At 65.4% G+C, this 19,944-nt stretch carries 17 protein-coding genes; 10 read left to right on the top strand and 7 right to left on the bottom strand.

What is annotated here, in order from left to right; translation table 11 throughout:
- Nucleotides 1-1,671, bottom strand: coding sequence for an HNH endonuclease signature motif containing protein (locus tag P9A17_RS13500; RefSeq protein WP_278039144.1), 1,671 nt, complete (start codon nt 1,669-1,671; stop codon nt 1-3).
- An 82-nt stretch (nt 1,672-1,753) separates the two neighbouring features.
- On the opposite strand from P9A17_RS13500, the gene P9A17_RS13495 reads away from it, so the two are divergent.
- Complete coding sequence (locus P9A17_RS13495; protein WP_278039143.1) at nt 1,754-3,211, top strand: FGGY-family carbohydrate kinase; 1,458 nt, start codon at nt 1,754-1,756, stop codon at nt 3,209-3,211.
- On the opposite strand, the gene P9A17_RS13490 is transcribed toward P9A17_RS13495, so the two are convergent.
- Both P9A17_RS13490 and P9A17_RS13485 read right to left on the bottom strand, forming a co-directional pair.
- Nucleotides 3,208-4,407, bottom strand: a complete 1,200-nt coding sequence (locus P9A17_RS13490) for a dihydrolipoamide acetyltransferase family protein (RefSeq protein WP_278039142.1) — start codon at nt 4,405-4,407, stop codon at nt 3,208-3,210. The genes P9A17_RS13495 and P9A17_RS13490 overlap by 4 nt on opposite strands.
- Nucleotides 4,407-6,593, bottom strand: coding sequence for an alpha-ketoacid dehydrogenase subunit alpha/beta (locus P9A17_RS13485; protein WP_278039141.1), 2,187 nt, complete (start codon nt 6,591-6,593; stop codon nt 4,407-4,409). The genes P9A17_RS13490 and P9A17_RS13485 overlap by 1 nt, the downstream gene beginning before the upstream one ends.
- Before the next feature lie 155 nt (nt 6,594-6,748).
- On the opposite strand from P9A17_RS13485, the gene P9A17_RS13480 reads away from it, so the two are divergent.
- The 8 genes from P9A17_RS13480 to P9A17_RS13445 all read left to right on the top strand — a co-directional run bounded on the left by P9A17_RS13480 (nt 6,749) and on the right by P9A17_RS13445 (nt 15,908).
- The gene (locus tag P9A17_RS13480) at nt 6,749-7,273 is read left to right on the top strand and encodes a VOC family protein (RefSeq protein ID WP_278039140.1); all 525 of its coding nucleotides are present in this window, start codon (nt 6,749-6,751) and stop codon (nt 7,271-7,273) included.
- Between the two features lie 7 nt (nt 7,274-7,280).
- Entirely contained in the window at nt 7,281-7,940 is a 660-nt protein-coding gene (locus P9A17_RS13475) for a GntR family transcriptional regulator (RefSeq protein ID WP_278039139.1), read from the top strand.
- A 30-nt stretch (nt 7,941-7,970) separates the two neighbouring features.
- Nucleotides 7,971-9,347 carry an NADP-dependent succinic semialdehyde dehydrogenase gene (locus tag P9A17_RS13470; protein ID WP_278039138.1) on the top strand — a complete coding sequence of 459 codons (1,377 nt, stop codon included), beginning with the start codon at nt 7,971-7,973 and terminating at the stop codon, nt 9,345-9,347.
- Between the two features lie 139 nt (nt 9,348-9,486).
- Nucleotides 9,487-10,581, top strand: coding sequence for an aldo/keto reductase (locus P9A17_RS13465; protein WP_278039137.1), 1,095 nt, complete (start codon nt 9,487-9,489; stop codon nt 10,579-10,581).
- Nucleotides 10,578-11,981 (top strand): ATP-binding protein, encoded by a 1,404-nt coding sequence (locus tag P9A17_RS13460; RefSeq protein WP_278039136.1) that lies wholly within the window; start codon nt 10,578-10,580, stop codon nt 11,979-11,981. Before P9A17_RS13465 ends, P9A17_RS13460 begins: the two co-directional genes overlap by 4 nt.
- Before the next feature lie 79 nt (nt 11,982-12,060).
- Nucleotides 12,061-14,817 (top strand): LuxR family transcriptional regulator, encoded by a 2,757-nt coding sequence (locus P9A17_RS13455; protein WP_278039135.1) that lies wholly within the window; start codon nt 12,061-12,063, stop codon nt 14,815-14,817.
- Nucleotides 14,818-14,882: 65 nt separating this feature from the next.
- Nucleotides 14,883-15,401 (top strand): sigma-70 family RNA polymerase sigma factor, encoded by a 519-nt coding sequence (locus tag P9A17_RS13450; RefSeq protein ID WP_278039134.1) that lies wholly within the window; start codon nt 14,883-14,885, stop codon nt 15,399-15,401.
- A 66-nt stretch (nt 15,402-15,467) separates the two neighbouring features.
- Nucleotides 15,468-15,908: a cupin domain-containing protein gene (locus P9A17_RS13445; RefSeq protein WP_278039133.1), complete on the top strand. Its 441-nt coding sequence runs from the start codon at nt 15,468-15,470 to the stop codon at nt 15,906-15,908.
- A gap of 30 nt (nt 15,909-15,938) precedes the next feature.
- Here P9A17_RS13445 and P9A17_RS13440 read toward each other — a convergent pair whose 3' ends face one another.
- Both P9A17_RS13440 and P9A17_RS13435 read right to left on the bottom strand, forming a co-directional pair.
- Nucleotides 15,939-17,060 (bottom strand): acyl-CoA dehydrogenase family protein, encoded by a 1,122-nt coding sequence (locus tag P9A17_RS13440; RefSeq protein ID WP_278039846.1) that lies wholly within the window; start codon nt 17,058-17,060, stop codon nt 15,939-15,941.
- A gap of 21 nt (nt 17,061-17,081) precedes the next feature.
- Complete coding sequence (locus P9A17_RS13435) at nt 17,082-17,510, bottom strand: hypothetical protein (protein WP_278039132.1); 429 nt, start codon at nt 17,508-17,510, stop codon at nt 17,082-17,084.
- 87 nt (nt 17,511-17,597) lie between these two features.
- On the opposite strand from P9A17_RS13435, the gene P9A17_RS13430 reads away from it, so the two are divergent.
- Nucleotides 17,598-18,200, top strand: a complete 603-nt coding sequence (locus tag P9A17_RS13430; RefSeq protein WP_278039131.1) for a TetR/AcrR family transcriptional regulator — start codon at nt 17,598-17,600, stop codon at nt 18,198-18,200.
- Here the strand turns inward: P9A17_RS13430 and P9A17_RS13425 are convergent.
- Together P9A17_RS13425 and P9A17_RS13420 are read right to left on the bottom strand one after the other, a co-directional pair.
- Complete coding sequence (locus tag P9A17_RS13425) at nt 18,194-19,183, bottom strand: alpha/beta hydrolase (protein WP_278039130.1); 990 nt, start codon at nt 19,181-19,183, stop codon at nt 18,194-18,196. The genes P9A17_RS13430 and P9A17_RS13425 overlap by 7 nt on opposite strands.
- Nucleotides 19,183-19,908, bottom strand: a complete 726-nt coding sequence (locus tag P9A17_RS13420) for an alpha/beta hydrolase (protein WP_278039129.1) — start codon at nt 19,906-19,908, stop codon at nt 19,183-19,185. The genes P9A17_RS13425 and P9A17_RS13420 overlap by 1 nt, the downstream gene beginning before the upstream one ends.
- Nucleotides 19,909-19,944: the final 36 nt, after the last annotated feature.

Below are 19,944 nucleotides of genomic sequence, written 5' to 3'. Positions count from 1 at the left end.
TCAGAAGGGTGGACTGTTGCGTTCGGCAACGTAGGCGTCGTTGAGTGCGCGTTCGGCTTTGATGCGGTAGCCGATTTGTTTGGCGCGGTTGCGTTTTCGCCGGATGGGCATCGTGTTGATCTTGCTGGCGCTGGTGAGTTTCGGCGCGGGGGTGTCGATCGGTGCGCTGATGGTGCTGACGGTGGGGAACAGCAGCGCGCTGCCGGGCCTGGTGGTGTAGGTGCGTCCGGTGGGTGTGGTCCAGACGACGGTGCCGTCGGGATGCTGGGTGTCAGACCAACCCGCCCAGAACGTCTTGGCGAGGTGGTGTTGGCGGCACAGCAGTTTCCCGGTCGAGGCGTGCGTGACTCCGACGGGCCAGGGCACGGTGTGGTCAAAGTCGGCGTAGGCGGCGGGGCGATCACAACCAGGGAATCGGCAGGTCAGATCACGCGCTCGGACCCATTCGTCGAGAGCGGTGCTGGGCCGGTATCGCGGCTGCGGGTCAATGCCTGGCTGGATCAAGTATTTGGGTTTGGCGCCGGCGCGGATGCGGGCGGCGATCTCCTCGGCGGGAACGTGACCGAACCCGATGATCACTCCGGGCGGAAGCCGTAGGAACGCTGTGGGTGAAACTGGTACCGCAGCACCACCATTGATCTCAGCAAGACCGCCGTCGGGGGTGCTGCTCTCAGGGACGCAGTCTTCGGAGTGGTCGATATTCTCAGGCTGGTCGCCATCGGCGAGGGCGCTGCTATCGGCAACGTCATCCTCGGGAACGCAGTCTTCGGATTTGACCACCGTTGCCAGGCCACAGTCCGCAGTGTCGGTGGCACAGCTCTCCGGGTCTTCGCCGTCCATGAGTGGATCGGGTGCCGCAGTCAGGGCTGCGTTCTCGGCGTAGATGTGGACCACCACGTGGGAGCCGCGACCGTCATCGACAGCCGCGGGGCAGTCCGGGGCGCCGCATTCGCAAGCCAGATGGAAGAACCCGGCCCCGATCGCCCCGTGAGCATCGGCTCGGCGCTGATCGAGAGTACGCGGATCGTTGGGGCACACACCCTGGGCCATCACGGTCAACCGACGCCAGTACAGGGCAGCGTCAGCGCCTTTGAGACGGGCGTTGATCTCGGTGACCCCCTCTTTGGATTCACCGAGGGTGACACCGCGGTCGCGGACCCGGGCCCGGGTATGGCGCAGGGCTGCAGGGTCGTGGCGATCGACCCAGACGTCGATAGCGTCGTCGAGTTTCTTCTGTGACAACCCACCCCAGCGCACAGCCCGCTCAGCGATCTCGGCCTCCACCTTGGCCAACAGATCAGCATCCTGAATGTTGGCGGTGCGGTTGACGATCCGGCGCACCAGGAACTCCGTGATCTGCCCGGCCAGGAAGGCGGCGGCAATCCGGGGTAGCCGGGTCAAGGCCAGCCCCACCTCCATATCACCGGAGGCGCGTCCGTGGGAGATTCTGCAGGCCAACGAGATCTCGGCCGCCGCGGAATTCCAGGCGGCATCGGTGTCTTCGACACTGTCGCAGTCGTCGTCATAGTTACGGCGGGTCTTCTCGGCGATCAACAACAAGCGGTGCGCCGACGCTGAGGCGATCGCGTCCGTCCACGCTGCGATGGCCGCATCGATCTCCGCATCCGCCATCTCGGCACACGACCCGGAATCCGGCAAGCCTTCGAACATGTGTTCTATCATGCCATGGCCCACTGACATTGATTCGCACCAAAATCGCTGGACCACTGACCTCCGCCGTACGGTTGTCGGTGTGGACGTCCTGCTGGGAATCGACATCGGCACCGGGAGCACCAAGGGCGTCTTGACCGATCTTTCGGGCACAGTGCTGGCGACCCGGACGATCGAGCACGCGATGGAGTTGCCGCGACCGGGGTGGGCGGAGTTCGATGCCGAAACCGTGTGGTGGGGCGAAGTCTGCGAGACAAGTCGCGCTCTCGTCGCGCAGATGCCGGCGAACGCGACGGTGGCAGGCGTGTGCGTGAGCGGGATCGGCCCCTGCCTACTGGTGTGCGACGACACTTTGACGCCTCTGCGTCCCGCGATCCTGTACGGTATCGACACCCGCGCTTCCGACGAAATCGACGTCCTCACTGCTGAACTGGGTGACGATGAGATTATCGCGCGGGGCGGGAGCCGGCTGTCGAGCCAGGCAATCGGCCCCAAACTGCTGTGGCTGCGCCGCCACGAACCGGAGGTATTCACCCGCGCGACGAAGTGGTTCAGCTCGAACTCGTATATCGCCGCCAAGTTGACCGGTGGATACGTCATCGATCACCACACGGCCAGTCAATGCGATCCCCTCTACGCCACCAAGGATTTCGACTGGAATCACGACTGGGCCCAGCAGATCTGCGGCCATCTGCGCCTGCCGCGGTTGGTATGGCCCGATGAAGCCGTCGGCGTGGTCACCTCTGCGGCCGCGACGGCCTCGGGGATTCCGGCAGGCACGCCCGTCATCGCCGGCACCGTCGATGCCTACGCCGAGGCGTTCTCGGTCGGGGTGCGCAAACCCGGCGATCTGATGCTGATGTACGGGTCAACGATGTTCTTTGTGCAGATCCTTGCCGAGTACCACACCGACCCGGTCCTGTGGGCGACCGCGGCGGTAGAACGGCACACTCACGCGCTCGCGGCGGGCACGGCAACGGCGGGCAGCCTGCTCTCCTGGCTGCAAAACCTCACGGGGAATGCGTCTTTCGAGGAGATCACCGCGGAGGCGTTGGCAGTTCCTCCGGGTAGCGACGGCGTACTGATGCTGCCCTACCTCGCGGGTGAGCGGACGCCGGTCTACGACCCGCTTGCACGTGGCGTCATCACCGGGCTCAATCTGCGGCACGGGCGCGGACATCTGTTCCGAGCCGCCTACGAGGGCATAGCGTTCGGCGTCCGCGAAGTACTGGAACGTTTCGACGCCGCCGCTCCTGCCGCCCGTATCGTCGCCGTCGGCGGCGGCGTGCAGAGCCCGATCTGGGCCCAGGCCGTCAGCGACATCTGCGACCGGACGCAACTGGTCCCCCGCCAGACCATCGGGGCGAGCTACGGCGATGCCCTGCTTGCCGGTATCGGCGCGGGAGTGTTACCTGCAGACACCGACTGGACCGAAGCCGTCGGCACCATCGAACCGGATCCCGAGCGGTCGGCGTTGTACGACGACTTGTACCAGACATGGCGAGAGCTCTATCCCGCGACGAAGCGGATCGGCTGCTAGATCAAAATCGTGAGCGGATTCTCGATCCGGCGCACGAACGACGCCATCCACTGCGCGGCCACCGCACCGTCGATGACGCGGTGATCCGCCGACAGCGTCACCGTCATCACCGTTCCGACGGCCAGCTGGCCGTCGACGACAACCGGCTTCTGTACGGCCCCACCGACAGCCAGGATGCCTGAGTGCGGCGGGTTCAGGATGGCCGAGAACTCGGTCACCCCGTACATGCCGAGGTTCGAGACCGAGAAGCTGCCGCCCTCGAGTTCGTGCTGCTTGATCTTCCCGCCGCGGGCACGCGTGGCGAGGTCACCGATCTGCGCGGAGATCGCCGAGATCGGCAAGCGGTCCACCCCACGCAGCACCGGCGTGAGCAGCCCGCCGTCGACAGCGACTGCCACAGCGATGTCGGCGCCGACGAACCTGCGGATCGAGTCACTGTTCCAGATGGCATTGGCTTCAGGCACTTCCACGAGCGCACCGGCGACCGCCTTGAGCACGAAGTCGTTCAGTGACACCTTGGTGGTGCCGGCCTCGTTGACCGACCGACGCAGGTCCAGCAGCGCGTCGACGCGGCAGTCCGCGGTGACGTAGAAATGCGGCACCGTCATTTTGCTCTCGGTGAGCCGACGCGCGATTGCCTTGCGCATACCCGTCAGCGGGTTATCGACGAAATCGCCTTCGGGAGACGGCTTTTCCTCCACCCGCACAGTCGGCACCGGGGCTGCGGCCGGTAGACGATCGAGGTCACGACGCACGATGCGCCCGCCCGGTCCCGTGCCGTTGACGGACGCCAGATCGATGCCCTTCTCGCGGGCGATCTTTCGTACCAACGGCGTCGCGAACAACCGCCGGCCGTTGGTTTTAGGCGTCGACTCGACAGCCTCGACGATCTTCTCGATCACCGGTGCACCCGACTCGGGGTCGCGGGCCTCGACGTACACGTCGTCGGCGGTCTCGCCCGGTGCGGTGACGACCGCGATGGGGTCACCGACCGAGATGGCCGTCCCCGGCTCGGCGAGCAGTTTCGCGAGCACGCCCTCGACCTCGGCCGCGTATTCGACAACGGCTTTGTCCGTCTCGATTTCGGCGAGTGGGTCTCCGATGGCGATCTCCTGTCCGACGCTGACCAGCCAGCTCTGGATGGTGGCCTCGGTGGCGTTGGCGAGGACCTCCGGCATCCGCACCACGGTGGCCATCAGATGCCGCCCATCGCGACGCGCATCTTCTCCAGTCCGGCGACGATCTCTTCGGTGCCCGCGATGGCGGCCCGCTCCAGCACCTTCGAGATGCTCGGCGACGCTTCCTCCCCCGACACTCGCTCGACGGGCTGGTCCAGCCAGTCGAAGAGACGGCGTTGGATCTCGTCGGCCAGCCAGCCGCCGTACGAACTGCCGCGTGCGCCCTGTTCGACGATCAGCACCGCATTCGTCTTGCGCACACTGGCTTCGATGGTGTCCCAGTCGATCGACGCGCGGTCGAGCCAGCGCAGGTCGATCAGCTCGGCGTCGATGCCCGTCTGCTCGATGGCTTCTGCACATCGCGCGACCATCGACAGGTAGCTGATGACGGTGACGTCCTTGCCCGCCCGGCGGACCGCTGCCCGTCCCGGCGGGATGATGTAGTCGAGGTCGCCGTCGGGCACCTGATCCGCTGTACCGTACAGATCGACGTGTTCGATCACGAGCACCGGATCCTGCAGCGCCAGAGCGGCATTCATCAGCCCGACGTAGTCCGCCGCGGTGGACGGGGCGACAATGCGCCAGCCCGGGCTGGTGGCGAAGATCCCGGCGGGGTCCATCAGATGCTGGGAGCCGTAACCCGATCCCATCGCGACCTTCGTGCGCAGGACCAGCGGCACCGGGTTGTCGCCACCGAACATGTGGCGGGCCTTGCCGATCTGGTTGAACACCTGATCGGCGGCGACCCACATGAAGTCGGGGTACATGAACTCGATCACCGGCCGGAACCGTCCGTCGAGCGCCAGACCTCCCCCGAGTCCCGTGAACGCGTTCTCGCTGATCGGGGTGCCGATCAGCCGGTTCTCGCCGTACTTCGCCAAACCCTTGGTGGCGCCGTTGGTTCCGCCGTTGAGGCGGTGGACGTCTTCGCCGAAGATCACGATGCGTTCGTCGGCTCCCATCCGGCGATCCATCACCCCGGCGACCGCCTCGACGAATTTGGTTGACCGCCAGGGGCCTTCGTAGGAGGTCGGTTCCAGGACGTCGAGTGAGTTCAGCTCACTGGCATCACCGCGGACTCCGACGTTGACGAAGCCGGGGTCGGGCCACAGCTCAGGGCGGATGCGCCGTTTACCCGCGGAATCCGGATCCGGTTCGAGGAGTTCGCCGACCGCGGCGGTCATTGCGTCCTGCGCCTGCCTACGCAACTCCGTCACCCCGGCGTCGTCGATCAAGCCCAGCTTGATCATCTCGTTGGCTGTGCGCTCGAGCGGATCCCTGCCGCGCCATGCGGCTTCCTCGTCTTTGTGCCGGTACCCGAACGCGCTGCCGGGGTAGGGACCGTTCTGGTGGAAGAACCGGTACACCTCGGCCTCGATGACCGCGGGACCGTCTCCGCTGCGCATCCGCGCAGCGGCCTGCTCGGTGGCCAGGTGCACGGCAAGTGGATCCATTCCGTCGACGCGCCAGCCGGGAATGCCGAATCCCTGGCCGCGCACCGACAGCCGCGGATCGGCGGTGATCTCGTCGACCCTCGTCGACACCGCGTAGAGGTTGTTCTCGATGAAGAAGCAGAACGGCAGCTTCCAGGCCGCAGCCAGGTTCATCGACTCGAGCACCGACCCGATCTGGCTGGAGCCGTCACCGAAGTAGCTGATCGTCAGATCATCTGTGCTGCTGTGCTTTTGCGCCCACGCGTTGCCCGCACCCATCGGCACGCCGCCACCGACGATCGCGTTGGTGCCCAGCGCACCGGCTTCGAACCATTGCAGGTGCATCGAGCCGCCACGTCCCCGGCAGAAGCCCTGCGCCAAACCGAGGATCTCGGCCAGCGTGCGTTGCAGCACCCGCTGGATCTTCGGGGTGACCGCGGCGGCCGGATCGATCGATCCGCCGCTGACATGGGTGAGAGCTTTGGCGAGGAACTGATGGTGCCCGCGGTGCGAACCGTTGACGGCATCGGTGGTGCGCAGGCCGACGATGGATCCAACCGAGCCTCCCTCCTGGCCGATGCTGGAGTGCGCCGGGCCGTGCACCAGGCCCTCACCGGCGAGCTCCAGAACCGTCTCCTCGAAGGCCCGGATGAGGTGCAGTTCGGCGAGCATCGTGCCGAGTAGCGCCGGGTCAGCAGCCTTCCAGTCTTCGTCGGTAGTCGACAACTCGATCCATGCGGCGCCGGACTCCAGGCGGGTTTCGGTAGGCATAGCCCTCATCTCCATCGATCGGACACCACCGGTGAGACCGGTGTGGCGCACGTCCCACCTTAACCCGATTGGATCCACTTTTGCCAGAATCTGTTCCGAAATCGCCGCCGTCGAGCGTATGGTGGTTGCTATTGGATCCAGTTAAGGATGGTTTGATGCCTCTGCCCGGACTGGTCGGCACCGACCACATCGGCTTCACGGTGCCCGACCTGGAGCAGGCCCACGACTTCTTCGTTCGGGTGCTCGGCTGCACGCACATCTACACGCTGGGCCCGTACGCGCACGACGACGACTGGATGCAGGTCCACCTGGGCGTCCACCCCCGCACCGTGATGCAAGAGCTGCGGTTCTACCGCTGCGGTACCGGCGCCAACTTCGAGGTGTTCCAATACGCACCGGCCGATGGGCAGTCCCAGCAGCCGCGCAACAGCGACATCGGCGGGCATCACCTCGCGTTCTACGTGCACGACATGGACGCGGCTGTCGAGTACTTGCGCTCCGAGGGCCTTCAGGTGCTCGGTGAACCCACCGCGAGCAGAAACGCCAGCGAAGGCCAGCGCTGGGTGTACTTTTTGAGCCCGTGGGGCATGCAGTTCGAGCTCGTCAGCTTTCCCGGCGGCAAGGCCTACGAGGCCGATGCCGAAGTCTTGCTGTGGAATCCGAACAATCCGGCCGACTGATGCGCCCATGACCCAACCCCAGACCCGCGACGGCGTCACCGGCGCCCGCGTTGCCGACGAACTGCGTGCGGCGATCCTGCACGGCGTCTATCAACCGGGAACCCGGCTGCGTCAGGAAGAGCTTGCCAGCCAGTACGGCGCGAGCCGCGTCCCGGTGCGGGAAGCGTTGCGAATCCTTGAATCCGACGGTCTGGTCACGACCGTCGCGAACGCGGGAGCGTGGATCGCCCGGCTGAGCCTCGACGAATGCGACGAGCTGTACCAGGTCCGCGAACGCATCGAACCGCTGCTGCTGCGGTACAGCCTGCCGCACCTCGACGACGAACAGATCGATCGGATGGCTGAGCTCGCCGAGAAGATGCGACGGTCGCGCGACGTCGAACAGTTCCTGGAGGACGACCGCGAGTTTCATCTGCTCAGTTACGCCGGCGCGGACACCACCTTCCTCGGGCCGACGGTGGAGCGGCTGTGGAACACCACGCAGCATTACCGGCGCGCATTCACGCGACTGCTCGACGACGACAGCCACCGCATCCTGCACGACGAGCACCACATGTTGGTCGCCGCGATCCGGGAACGTGATTCCGACGAGGCCGAGCGCGTGCTGCTCGGCCACATCCGCCGCACAAGGCGTCAACTCGCCCGTCACCCAGAAGTTTTCGAGTAACCACCCCCACTAGCGAACAGGAACTCCCCCATGGCGATCGCAACCATCAATCCGGCGACCGGTGAGACTGTCGAGGCCTTCGAAGCGCACGACAGCGCCGAGGTCGAACGCCGGATCGCCCAGGCATTCGAGGCGGCGCAACAGCTTCGCGCCACCACCTACGCCCAGCGCGCCGAGTGGATGCGCGCGACCGCCGGCATCCTCGAAGCCGACGTCGACAAGGCGGCCGAGATGATCACGGTCGAGATGGGCAAGCCCATCGCGCAGTCGCGTGCCGAGGTGCTCAAATGCGCCAAGAACATGCGCTACTACGCCGACAACGCTGAATCGTTCCTCGCTGCAGAGGAACTCGCCGACCCGTCGACGGTGTCCGCGTCAGCCGCAGGCACGGTGTGGCAGCCGCTCGGCGTGGTGCTCGCGGTGATGCCGTGGAACTACCCGCTGTGGCAGGTGATCCGCTTCGCCGCGCCGGCGCTGATGGCGGGCAACACCGGCCTGCTCAAGCACGCCTCGAACGTTCCGCAGTCCGCGCTGTACCTCGACGACCTGTTCGAGAAGGGCGGCTTCCCGGCGGGGTCCTTCCGCACGCTGCTCATCGGTTCGCGTGAGGTCGCCGCGGTCATCGAGGACAGCCGCGTCAAGGCCGTCACGCTGACCGGCTCCGAGCCCGCGGGACGCTCGGTTGCGTCGACGGCCGGCCAGTCGATCAAGAAGGCAGTTCTCGAGCTCGGCGGTTCCGACCCGTTCGTCGTGATGCCGAGCGCCGATCTGGAGGCGGCCGCCTCGACCGCCGTCAAGGCCCGCATCTCCAACAACGGTCAATCCTGCATCGCCGGAAAGCGTTTCATCGTTCACACCGATGTGTACGACGAGTTCACCCGGCTGTTCGTCGCGAAGATGAACGCGCTGAAGGTCGGCGACCCGATGGACGAGGCCACCGATGTAGGCCCGCTGGCCACCGAATCCGGACGTGACGAGGTCGCCGAACTGGTCGACGACGCCGTCGTCAAGGGCGCCGAGGTGCTCGCGGGCGGCAGCGCACCCGACCGGCCGGGCTTCTACTACACGCCCACCGTGCTCGCGGGGCTCACCGACGACATGCGGATCGTGCTCGAGGAGACGTTCGGTCCCGTCGCATCGGTGTATCGCGTCGCCGACCGCGAAGAGGCCGCGCGGATCGCCAACCAAACCACGTTCGGACTGAGCTCGGCGGTGTGGAGCAACGATGCGGCCGAACAGGATTGGTTCGTCGCGAACCTGGACGCGGGCGCGGTGTTCCTCAACGGCATGACGATCTCGTTCCCCGAACTGCCGTTCGGCGGCATCAAGGATTCCGGCTACGGGCGCGAACTGGCCGCGGCGGGCATCCGCGAGTTCTGCAACCTCAAGACGGTCTGGAAGGCCTGACTCAGACGCCGACGTTGCCGGCGTGACTGGCCATCTGGCGGATACCGCTCAGGCGGGAAGCCGTGCAGGCTCGGTTGTGAATCGGTGCTTCGGTTGGTGCGTTCAACCAGGTGGATAAGCAATCGAATGGAGTAACGCCATGGCGATCGATCAGTACTACCTTCTCGGCCGTTCAGGATTGCGGGTCAGCCGACTCGCACTGGGGACCATGAACTTCGGGACGGCGGGCTACCACGCCGCCTATGGCAAGACCATCGACGAGTCTCGGCCGATCCTGCAGCAATACCTCGACGCGGGCGGGAACTTCATCGACACCGCGGACATGTACACCGACGGCGAGAGCGAGACCATCCTTGGCCAACTGCTGGCCGAGACGGGCTCTCGCGACCGGGTGGTGTTGACCAGCAAGTTCACCAACAGCATGTTCCCCGGCGACCCGAACGGCGGTGGCAACGGCCGCAAACACATGATGCGCGCGCTGGACGCCTCGTTACGCAGGTTGAACACCGACTACCTGGACGTCTACCTTCTGCACACCTGGGACCGGATCACTCCGGTCGAGGAGGTCATGCAGACGTTCGATGATCTGGTGCGGGTCGGCAAGATCCGCTACGCGGGAATCTCGGACACCCCGGCGTGGTACGCGGCGCAGGCGCAGACGTTCGCTCTGGAGAACCGGCTCACTCCGCTGATCAATCTGCAGCTGCCGTACTCGCTGATCGAGCGGACCATCGAGACCGAGCACATCCCGATGGGGCAGGCGCTCGGGATGGGCATCACAGCCTGGAGTCCGCTGGCGCAGGGATTTCTCAGCGGCAAGTATCACGCCGAGGACAAGGGTTTCGGCGGTGACGGGCGGCTCAGCGTGACCGGTGGCACCGGTGTGGAGCTGTCCGACAGAAGTTGGGAGCTGCTCACGCCGCTTGCGGAAGTCGCCGACAAACTAGGCATGACGATGGCGCAGGTGGCGATCAACTGGGTTGCCACTGCGCCCAGTATCGCTGCGGCCATCGTAGGCGCCAGCAGCGCCAAACAACTCCAGGGAACCATGGCAGCGCTGGACTTCGACATTCCCGCGGAGCTGAGGACTCTTCTCGACGATGCGAGTGCCGTTGCGCCGCAGTCGGTGTACAAGATGTTCACACCGGAGTATCAGCAGACGATCATCAGCACCGGAGCCAAGGTGGCCGACAAACCCGCTGGATATGTTGACGGAGTTCGCAATTGGGTGTGAGCGAGTCCGGCGCCATCGAGGAGTTGCGCACGCTGTTCCTGTTCGACTCGCTCACGGAGGCCCAACTCGACACGCTGTGGCGCCACGGCGAGTTCCACCGGTTCGCGCCGGGCCCACTGTTCGCCGAGGGTGATCCGGCGCAGTGGCTATACGTCCTACTCGACGGCGAAATCACCCTGTCCAAGCGCTCCTCGGGTACCGACATCGAAGTGCTCACGACGGCACAGAAGGGAGCGTTCTTCGGCGCGGTGGCCGCGGTCGTACCCGGAGCTCAGCTCTACGACATCTCCGTGTGCGTGGTCGCGCCGTCACGGATGTTCCTCATCGACGCCTGCGTTCTCGGGCAGTTCATGCGTCAGGAATTCGCGATGGCATGCCACTTCCTGATCGGCACGATGCAGGGTCAGTCGACGCTGGCCCAGGTGGTCGGCCCCCGCGACCGACTGGCACAGCTGCACGTCCTGACCGCCGGGCTGACGCACGAACTGAACAACCCGGCAGCAGCAGCCCGACGTGCAGCCTCGCACCTGAGTACCCGAGCGGCGGAAGCGCGACGGACATTGCTTCGTTCGGCCGAAACAGCTCTGTCCCCAACGGCCATCGCCATCCTGGACGAGTTGCAGGAGAACGCCGCCCAGCACGTGTCGTTGATGTCGCAGCGATCGTCGCTGCACGAAGCGGAGGCCGAAGAACTCCTCGGGAGGTGGCTGCACCAGCGCGGCATCGCCGAGGCCGACGACTTCGCCGTCGACTTCGCCGAGGGCGGATTCGACGTGGTCTGGCTGGAGTCGGTGGCAACCCGCGTCGACAGTGTCGGGTTGTCGTTGGCGACAGCTTTACGGTGGCTGCATCACACCGTCGCGACCGCGCTGTTGACGTCCCAGATCACCGATTCCGCCGCCCGGATCTCCGCGCTGCTCGCGCACGCATCGCACTACACGCAGTTGGACCGGTCTCCGTTCGACGCCGCTGACGTGCGGGTGCTGCTCAGCAGCACGGTCGCGATGCTTGCCCATCGGCTCACCGGCGTCACTGTGATACAGGATTTCGACGACGACGTGCCGCCGATCTCCTGCTGGCCCGCTGAACTCAACCAGGCCTGGACCAGTCTGATCGACAACGCGGTCGACGCGATCGGGGCGGTACCGGGCACCGTGACATTGCGCGTCCGGCGGCAGGGCCGCGGTGTCCGGGTCGAGGTGTGCGACACCGGGCCAGGGGTGCCCGTCGAGATTCAGCAGCAGATCTTCGACCCGTTCTTCACCACCAAGCCGACAGGCGCCGGCCGCGGTTTGGGGCTGGACTTGGCCGGCCGCGTCGCACGCAAGCATCAGGGACACCTGTGGGTGGAATCGCAGCCAGGTGACACCCGGTTCATCATCGTGTTGCCGGGCGACTGACATGACCTCGACTGCGGACACGAGCTGGCTAGGATTTCCGCTATGCAGCGGCGAACCGCAGGTTAGGCGAGACGGCGAAGTGAGCCGAGCAAGGCAGCCGCGGCCCGCGGCATTGATCGGGCGCAGCACCGAACTCGCCACCTTGGAGCAGTTGCTCACCGACGTGCGGTCAGGTGCGAGCCGGGTCTTGGTGATCCGCGGCGACCCCGGAGTCGGTAAGACCGCTCTACTCGATGCGGTCGGCATGAGCGCGTCAGACTGCCTGGTGATCCGTGCCGGCGGTATGGAGTCGGAGATGGAGCTGGCCTACGCGGGCATCCAGCAACTCTGCGCGCCGATGCTCGACCGCGTGGACCACTTACCTCAGCCGCAACGTGATGCATTGAGTACCGCCTTGGGGTTGATTTCAGGTCCGGCGCCGGACCGGTTGATGATCGGCCTGGCGGTCCTGGGGGTCTTCGCCGACGCCGCTGAACAGACCCCCCTCGTCTGTATCGTCGACGACCTGCAATGGCTTGATCAGGCCTCCGTCCAGACCTTGTCGTTCGTCGGGCGTCGACTCGATGAGGAATCGGTCGGCCTTGTCATCGCCACGCGGAGCCGCCACCTCGACACGGGTGTCCTTCCCTACCTCGACGTGACGGGCCTGGACGAAGCCGATTCGCATGCGTTGCTGGACACAGTGTTGACTGCGCCGCTGGATCACCAGGTGCGGGCCCAACTGGTCGCCGAAACCCGCGGTAATCCGTTGGGGTTGCTGGAATTGCCCCGCGGTCTGTCCGTGCCGGAACTGGCAGGGGGTTTCGGGCTGCCCGGCGCAGCGGGGTTGTCCGCGGCGGTCGAGGAGTCTTTCCGCCGCGAAGTGGCGGCGTTACCCGCAGATACCCAACGGCTGCTGTTGCTCGCCGCAGCTGAGCCGTTGGGCGATCCGGCGCTGCTGTGGCGCGCCGCCGACCACATCGGAATCGGCGCCGATGCGGCGACACCGGCTGTCGAGTCGGGATTGGCGGAGTTCGGCACCCGCGTCCGTTTTCGTCATCCGTTGGCACGGTCGGCGACGTACCGATCGGCGCCGCTGCACGCGCGACAGAGTGCACATTCAGCTCTCGCGGCCGTCACGGATAGGCGGGTCGACCCGGATCGACGCGCGTGGCACCGCGCCCAGGCCGCCGCCGGCCCCGATGACGCGGTGGCCGACGAACTCGAATCCTCGGCGGGACGGGCTCGAGCCCGCGGTGGGTTGGCGGCCGCGGCGGCGTTCTATCAGCGGGCCGCGGCCCTGACGTTGGATCAGGCCGGTCGCACCGAACGGTCACTGGCCGCTGCGGCAGCGAATGTCGAAGCGGGCGCGCTTGATTCGGCATCTGAGCTGCTGTCCATGGTGGAGCAGTCAGCGATCGATACGGCCCAGCAGGCTCGTGCTGATCTGCTGCGCGCACAGATGGCCTACGTCACCGGCCGCGGCCGGGACGCCCCAGCGTTGCTGTTGCGGGCAGCCCAGCGACTCGAAGCCGTCGACGGCGACCAGGCGCGGGACACCTATCTGGAGGCGATGTCGGCGGCGGTTCAGACGGGGCGGTTCGCGGTCGACTGCGGCGTGCTGGACGTCGCCCGCGCGGTCCGGGAGTCACCGGTCTCGTCCAGCGGCCGTTCCACAGACTTGATCCTCGACGGTTTCTCGCTGCTGTACACCGAGGGGCACGCTGCGGCGTTGCCCGCGCTTCAAGCCGGTGTGCTGGCTGCCCGCGGGGAGAAATCAACACAGGAACGACTACACCTGCTGTGGATGGCACATGTCGCTGCGATCGTGAACTGGGACGATGAAAGCTGGTTTGGGCTATCGAACAATTACATCGAGATGGCCCGTGCTTCAGGCGCTTTGAGCGAGATGCCTCTCGCCTTGAGCGCGCGTGCGGTGATATTACTGTTTACCGGCGAGCTGGCTGCGGTGACCTCACTGGTCGATGAGTTCGACGCGGTCGCCAGTGTGACCGGCGACGCGTATACGCCGTACGGAGCCCTGACGCTCGCAGCGTTTCGCGGCGATCGCGCGGAGGTGGACCGCCTGGTGCGCAGAGCAGCGACCGACGTCGCGCGACGAGGTGACGGCGGTGGCCTCACCGGTTACGAACGGGCTCAGGCCATTGTGAACAACGGCATCGGCGACTATCGCGCCGCCATGGAGGTTGCCCAACGCAACGCGCACAATTCCGCTGACTTCGGTGGCACCTCCTGGGTGCTCGCCGAACTGGTGGAGGCGGCGACGCGTTGCGGCGAGACGACGATCGCGCGCGAGGCCCAGCAGCGTCTGCGGGAACTGACGAGTGTGGCCGCCTCTGATTGGGCGCGCGGCATGGAGGCACGCACACGGGCGCTGGTCACCGAGGGAGAATCGGCCGGCGCTGTCTACGACGAGGCGATCGAGCGTCTGGGCCGCACCCGCATGCGCGCCGAGCTCGGTCGCGCCCATCTGCTGTACGGCGAATGGCTACGGCGCCGGCGGCGTCGCGTCGAGGCGCGTGCTCAGCTTCGGTTGGCGCACAACATGTTCGATGAGATGGGGATGCAGGCCTTTGCCGAAAGGGCACGCAGGGAGCTTCAGGCGACCGGGGAGACCGCGCACAGGCGCGAGCTGTCGCCGGGTACCGGACGGCTGACGCCGCAGGAGGCTCAGATTGCCCGACTCGCGTCGGAAGGTCTGTCCAACAGCGATATTGGTGCGCGCCTGTTCATCAGCGCTCGGACGGTGCAGTATCACCTGCGCAAGGTGTTCGCGAAGCTCGCCATCACCTCCCGCACCCAGTTACATCTGGTGCTGCCGCCGTCTGCACAATAAACACTTGTCGGCGACCAGCGTGATGGCGGATGCGGACGGCGCCGCCTGCGCGGGATCGTCGAACTATGCTGCAAGACACTCGAACGCTCCCTGAAGTCACCGAGCGGTACCAGCGCGATGTGATTCCGCTGTTGCCGCGACTGTCGGGCAGAGCGCGGCAGCTGACCCGTAATCCACACGACGCGGAGGACCTGCTTCAGGAGACGATGCTCCTGGCCTACCGGGGATTTCACTCTTTCCAACCGGGTACCAATCTCAAGGCGTGGCTGTACCAGATCATGCAGAACCGGTGGATCAGCCAGAACCGGAGCCGAAGCTGCCGGCCGGGTGAGGTGTTCATTGGTGTCTTCGCCGACGATCAGACGTCGGTATCCGACGACATGGTCTCGGAGCTGTTCGTCGACACCGACCTCCGCACCGCCCTGATGGCGCTCGACGGTGGAGTCCGGACAGTGGTGTTCCTTGCCTACTATCTCGACCTTCCGCACAAAGACATCGCCACGGCGATGAATCTACCCGTCGGGACTGTGATGTCCCGGCTGCATCGCGGTCGAACCCAACTGCGGAAGACCATCGGAGCGTAGTGAATGCCGCAAGGCGTCAACACGTTACACGTCAGCAGAACGGAACAATCACCAAAGGAGAACTGAATGCACAGCGTTCGGAGATTACTGGCCCTACTCATTGCGTGCGCGTCACTGATGGCACCTGGTTGCGCGGTCGGCAACGCAGAACCAACCACTGCGCAGGAAGTGGTCCGCGAGATCTTGCAGACCACGCCCGTCGAGGCGACGGTCCCGCAGAACGCGATCACCGGCCTGGTCATCTTCCCGCCGGGATCCTCAGCGGGACATCATATTCACCACGGCGTGGAGAGCGGGTACGTGCTCAGCGGCGAATTGGAGATCATCAAGGACGGCGAGCCTCCGCATACCTACGGCCCCGGCCAGACGTTCGTCACCACTCGCGACCATCCACACATCTCCAGGAACACAGGTCCGGTCGAGGCGCGCGCCGTTGTCACCTGGATCGTCGACGCAGAGGCTCCGCTGACCACCCCGGTGCCCGAGATCAGCGGGCACCATCAGTGACGGATGTCGCCGTGGCGCGGCCGGTGAAGCTCAATACATGGGGAGTTCCGGATCCAATCCCAAACGCACCCGGCCGGCGAGTTCCAGATACTGCGCCGACTGAAGTGCGTGCTGCGCCAATGCCATTCCATCTCGACACAAACCTTCAATCCGGTGTGACCGGTAGAGTGCCGCCGACCCGGCCAGGCGATAAGCCGTCACCAGGATTTCGGTGCAGACATCGGCAACATTGCTCATCGCTGCCCGCAACTGCACGCGCTGGGTCGTCGTGACGGCGAGTTCAGCCTCTGCCGATTCCTGCAATGATCCCGCCGTATCGTGAAGCAGCAGACGCGCCGCGGACAGCTGAGCCTCCGACTTCGCCACCAGATACTGGACACGGTGGTTGCCGGCAGCCTTCCTCGATGCGATCACCTCGACGAGTTCGTCCACCGCCGCGGCGGTGACGCCGAGTAGCACCGCAGAACAGCCGGGGAACACGATCGACGGTAGATAATCTCGGTAGAGAGCGCGGTCGATCACCGGTCTGCCCTCCAAAGGCGCCGCTAAATCCTCTGCGATGAAAGCATTCTCGACTACCACGCTATTACTTCCTGTGGCCCTCATCGCCGTGACGTCCCAGGTGAAATCAATCGTGAACTGCTCACGATGCACCATCGCGAACCAGGGTTGCGGCAGCCCTGCCTTGCCGACAACGGGTTGGCCGTTCTCGGTGATCATCACCACGAGGAGCACCCAGTCCGCGAAATCGACACCGCTGACGATGGGCCAGCGCCCGGAGAGCCGATACCCGCCGTCTACGCGTTCTGCGGTGCCGGGTGCGCCGGAGTTCGCCAGAATTGGCTCTCGCGTTCCGTCGAAGATCCGGCGCGCGCCGCTATCGGGCAGCAGCGCGGCAACGAAGCCCATGTTGAGATTCCACACCAGCGCGCCGATCGAGGCGTCGATCCGGCCGAACCGTTCATAAACGGTCAGCGCGGTCGTCAAAGGTATCTCCCGGCCGCCGAATTCGTGCGGTGTGAGTAGTCGGAAGGCGCCGGCCTCACGCAGCGCTGTGCACACGCGAGTTGTCATGTTGCCCTGCATCTCGGCTTCCTTGGCGTCGGCCTCGATGGTCGTCCGCAACGCAGCCGGGAGGTCGGCCGCATCCATGATCGATGACGTCATCATGAACTACTTCGCGCCGAGCGGGCCGGCGAACGATTTGCGCAGTGCCGCGGGAGCAGCCATAGGCAACAACGCCGCCAACACCTTTCGCTTCAACCCGGAGGGACGGCGAGTCAACTCAACATCCACGCGGGTGCCTCCGGCGGCAGGTGTGAGCCGGAACCGCCAACCGCCGCCGGGGCCGAAGACCAACGAATCGTGCGTGGTCACCGTCACCGTTCCAGCATCGCGGTCCCAGTCGTAGCGTGCCCTCTCCCATGCTGAGGCCGTGCCCTCGGTGACCTCCGCCCACGTGTCGCCCAATTCGTGCACCTGAAAGTGTTCACCGTCGATGGTCGGCCATGATTGCGCTCTCTGGGGGCTGAAATCGGTGAGGACGGACATTACTGCAGCCGCATCGAGCTTGGAGTCGATGTGGAAACGGACAACGGGCATTCAGGTTTCACTTTCGCGTCGATGGAGCGTCTGATCTCTACAACGCAGCATCGGCCGATCGCATGCGCGAATCGCTAGCATGAAGTGATGGTTGTCGCGCACAAGCTGACGAATCGGGGGCTTGCAACCCGACGGCGGATCATCGAAGGGGCGGCGCAGGAATGCCGTTCCCGCGGTGCGCACCTCACGACCCTCGACCACGTCATGGCGCGCACGCGTACCTCGAAGAGTCAGCTGTTCCACTATTTCCCGAACGGGAAGGAACAGCTGTTCCTCGAAGTTGCCGCTTACGAGGCCCGACGGGTTCTCGACGACCAGCAGCCGCACTTGAGCAACCTGAAGACATGGGCGGCGTGGCAGTGCTGGCGCGATGCGGTGGTCGAGCGCTACCGCAGCCGGGGACCGTTGTGTCCGATGGCCGGAATGATGGCGGTAGTTGGCCGCAGTACCCCTGGGGCACAAGCAATCTCGACCAACCTTTTCCGTGAATGGCGGGCCTCGATCGTAGCCGGTATCCACGCGATGCAGGAAGCCGGCGAGATCGCGGAGTCCGTGGATGCCGAGCGAGCCGGGGCTGCACTGCTAGCCGGCATTCAGGGCGGCGTGGGCATTCTCATGTCCGCCGGCGATCTGTCGTATCTGGAGGCTGCGTTGGACGAAGGCATCGAAGCTTTACGGCGCGCTCAGTAGGCGGCGACCGCGACGACAGCGTCAGCGAACGCCCGTGGAGCTTCCTGGGGGACGTTGTGGCCGATCCCGTCGAGCACCCGATGCGAGTACGGCCCGGTGAACATGCGGCGGTAGGCGCGGCCGTCCTTGTTCGGTCCGTCGAAGTCGCTGCCGATCGTGATGGTCGGAACCGCGATGGTGGGGTTGGCGCCCAGCAGGCGATCCAGCTCCGCGTAGCGCGGATCGCCGTCAGCCAGACTCAGGCGCCATCGATAGTTGTGGATGACGATCTGCACGTGATCGGGGTTGTCGAAGGCCACCGCGCTGCGATCGAAGGTCGCATCGTCGAAGTTCCACAGCGGTGATGCCTGCCGCCAGATGAGTTTGTTGAATTCGCGGGTGTTGGCCCGGTAGCCGTCCTCGCCCCGCTGGGTGACGAAGTAATACTGATACCACCAGCCATGCTCCGCCGCCGGCGCCAGCGGATGCTGATTGGCCGCGAGGTTGACGATGAGATACCCGCTGACCGACACCAGTCCCTGACATCGTTGCGGCCACACCGCGGCCATGCAATCAGCAATCCTTGCACCCCAATCGAATCCAGCGACGATCGCGCGGTCGATGCGCAAGGCATCCATGAAGTCGATCGCGTCCTGAGCCAGCGCGGCTTGCTGACCCGTCCGCATCGCAGCATCGGAGAGAAACCTGGTGGAGCCGAATCCACGGAGATAGGGGATCAGCACCCGGAAACCGCGCTCGGCCAGCAGCGGAGCGACCTCGACGAAACTGTGGATGTCGTAAGGCCAACCGTGTAGCAGGATCACCACCGTTCCGTCAGATGGCCCCAGTTCGACGTATCCGACGTTGAGCGCACCCGCATCCACCTGGCGAATCGGGCTCAAGGCTCCCGCCGACGGCGTGGCGGCAGCCGGGCCCGCGAGGGTGGAGGCGGCAATAGTCAAGCCCAAGCCGGCCGCAAAGGCGCGTCGAGTCAACGGTTCCATCAGTCGCGTCCCGCCTCGATGATCTTGTCCGCCAGCCCAATCGGGTTGGTGTACATCAACTCGTGACCACCTGGCATCTGAACCAACCGGTACACACCCAACCGGCTCGACAGTCTGGGGTGCCAGCCCCACTGACCGGGTGGTAGTGCGATGTCCTCGGTGCCCATGAGCCAACTTCGTGGGATCGGCAACGCGTGAAATGCCGTGAGATCGACAGGTTCGGTCAGCATGCCGTAGGGCTGCGCGGATAGTTGGCTGTATACCCATTGCGCGGTCTCCAAGTCGGCATCGTTGACGAACGTGTCCCGGAACAGGGGGAACGGCATCGTCACGGTGTTGTCGGAAGACTCCTCGGCCAGCCCGTCCAGCATGCGGCGAGCCTCCGGCGGCCACACATCCATCACGCACTCCCCGGCGTCGGGAACGATGGCACTCCAGAACACCAGACGCCGTATTCGGTCGGGGATCTTCTCGGCGACTTTGGCGACGAGTGTGCCACCGACGCTGTGGCCGAGCAGGACGATGTCGGCGAGGTCACGGCCGATGATGTAGTCGACGACAGAGCCGACTGCCTGCGCGAGTGAAACCTGTTTCTGCGCGCCCTTACCGTGGCCGGCGACTGTCGGCGCGTAGGCGTCGTGCCCGAGGTCGGCCAACCTGGAGACCACTGCTTCGAACGCGGCACCGTCATGACTTGCGCCGTGGATCAGTACATAGGTTGACATCGGGGACCCTCTCGGTCGGGATACTCCTATTGCCAG

The sequence above is a fragment of the Mycobacterium sp. 236(2023) genome (genome assembly GCF_029623955.1).
Classification (GTDB): Bacteria; Actinomycetota; Actinomycetes; order Mycobacteriales; family Mycobacteriaceae; genus Mycobacterium.
Note: the sequence above shows the minus strand (reverse complement) of the source record. Positions and strands in the feature narration are given on the sequence as shown.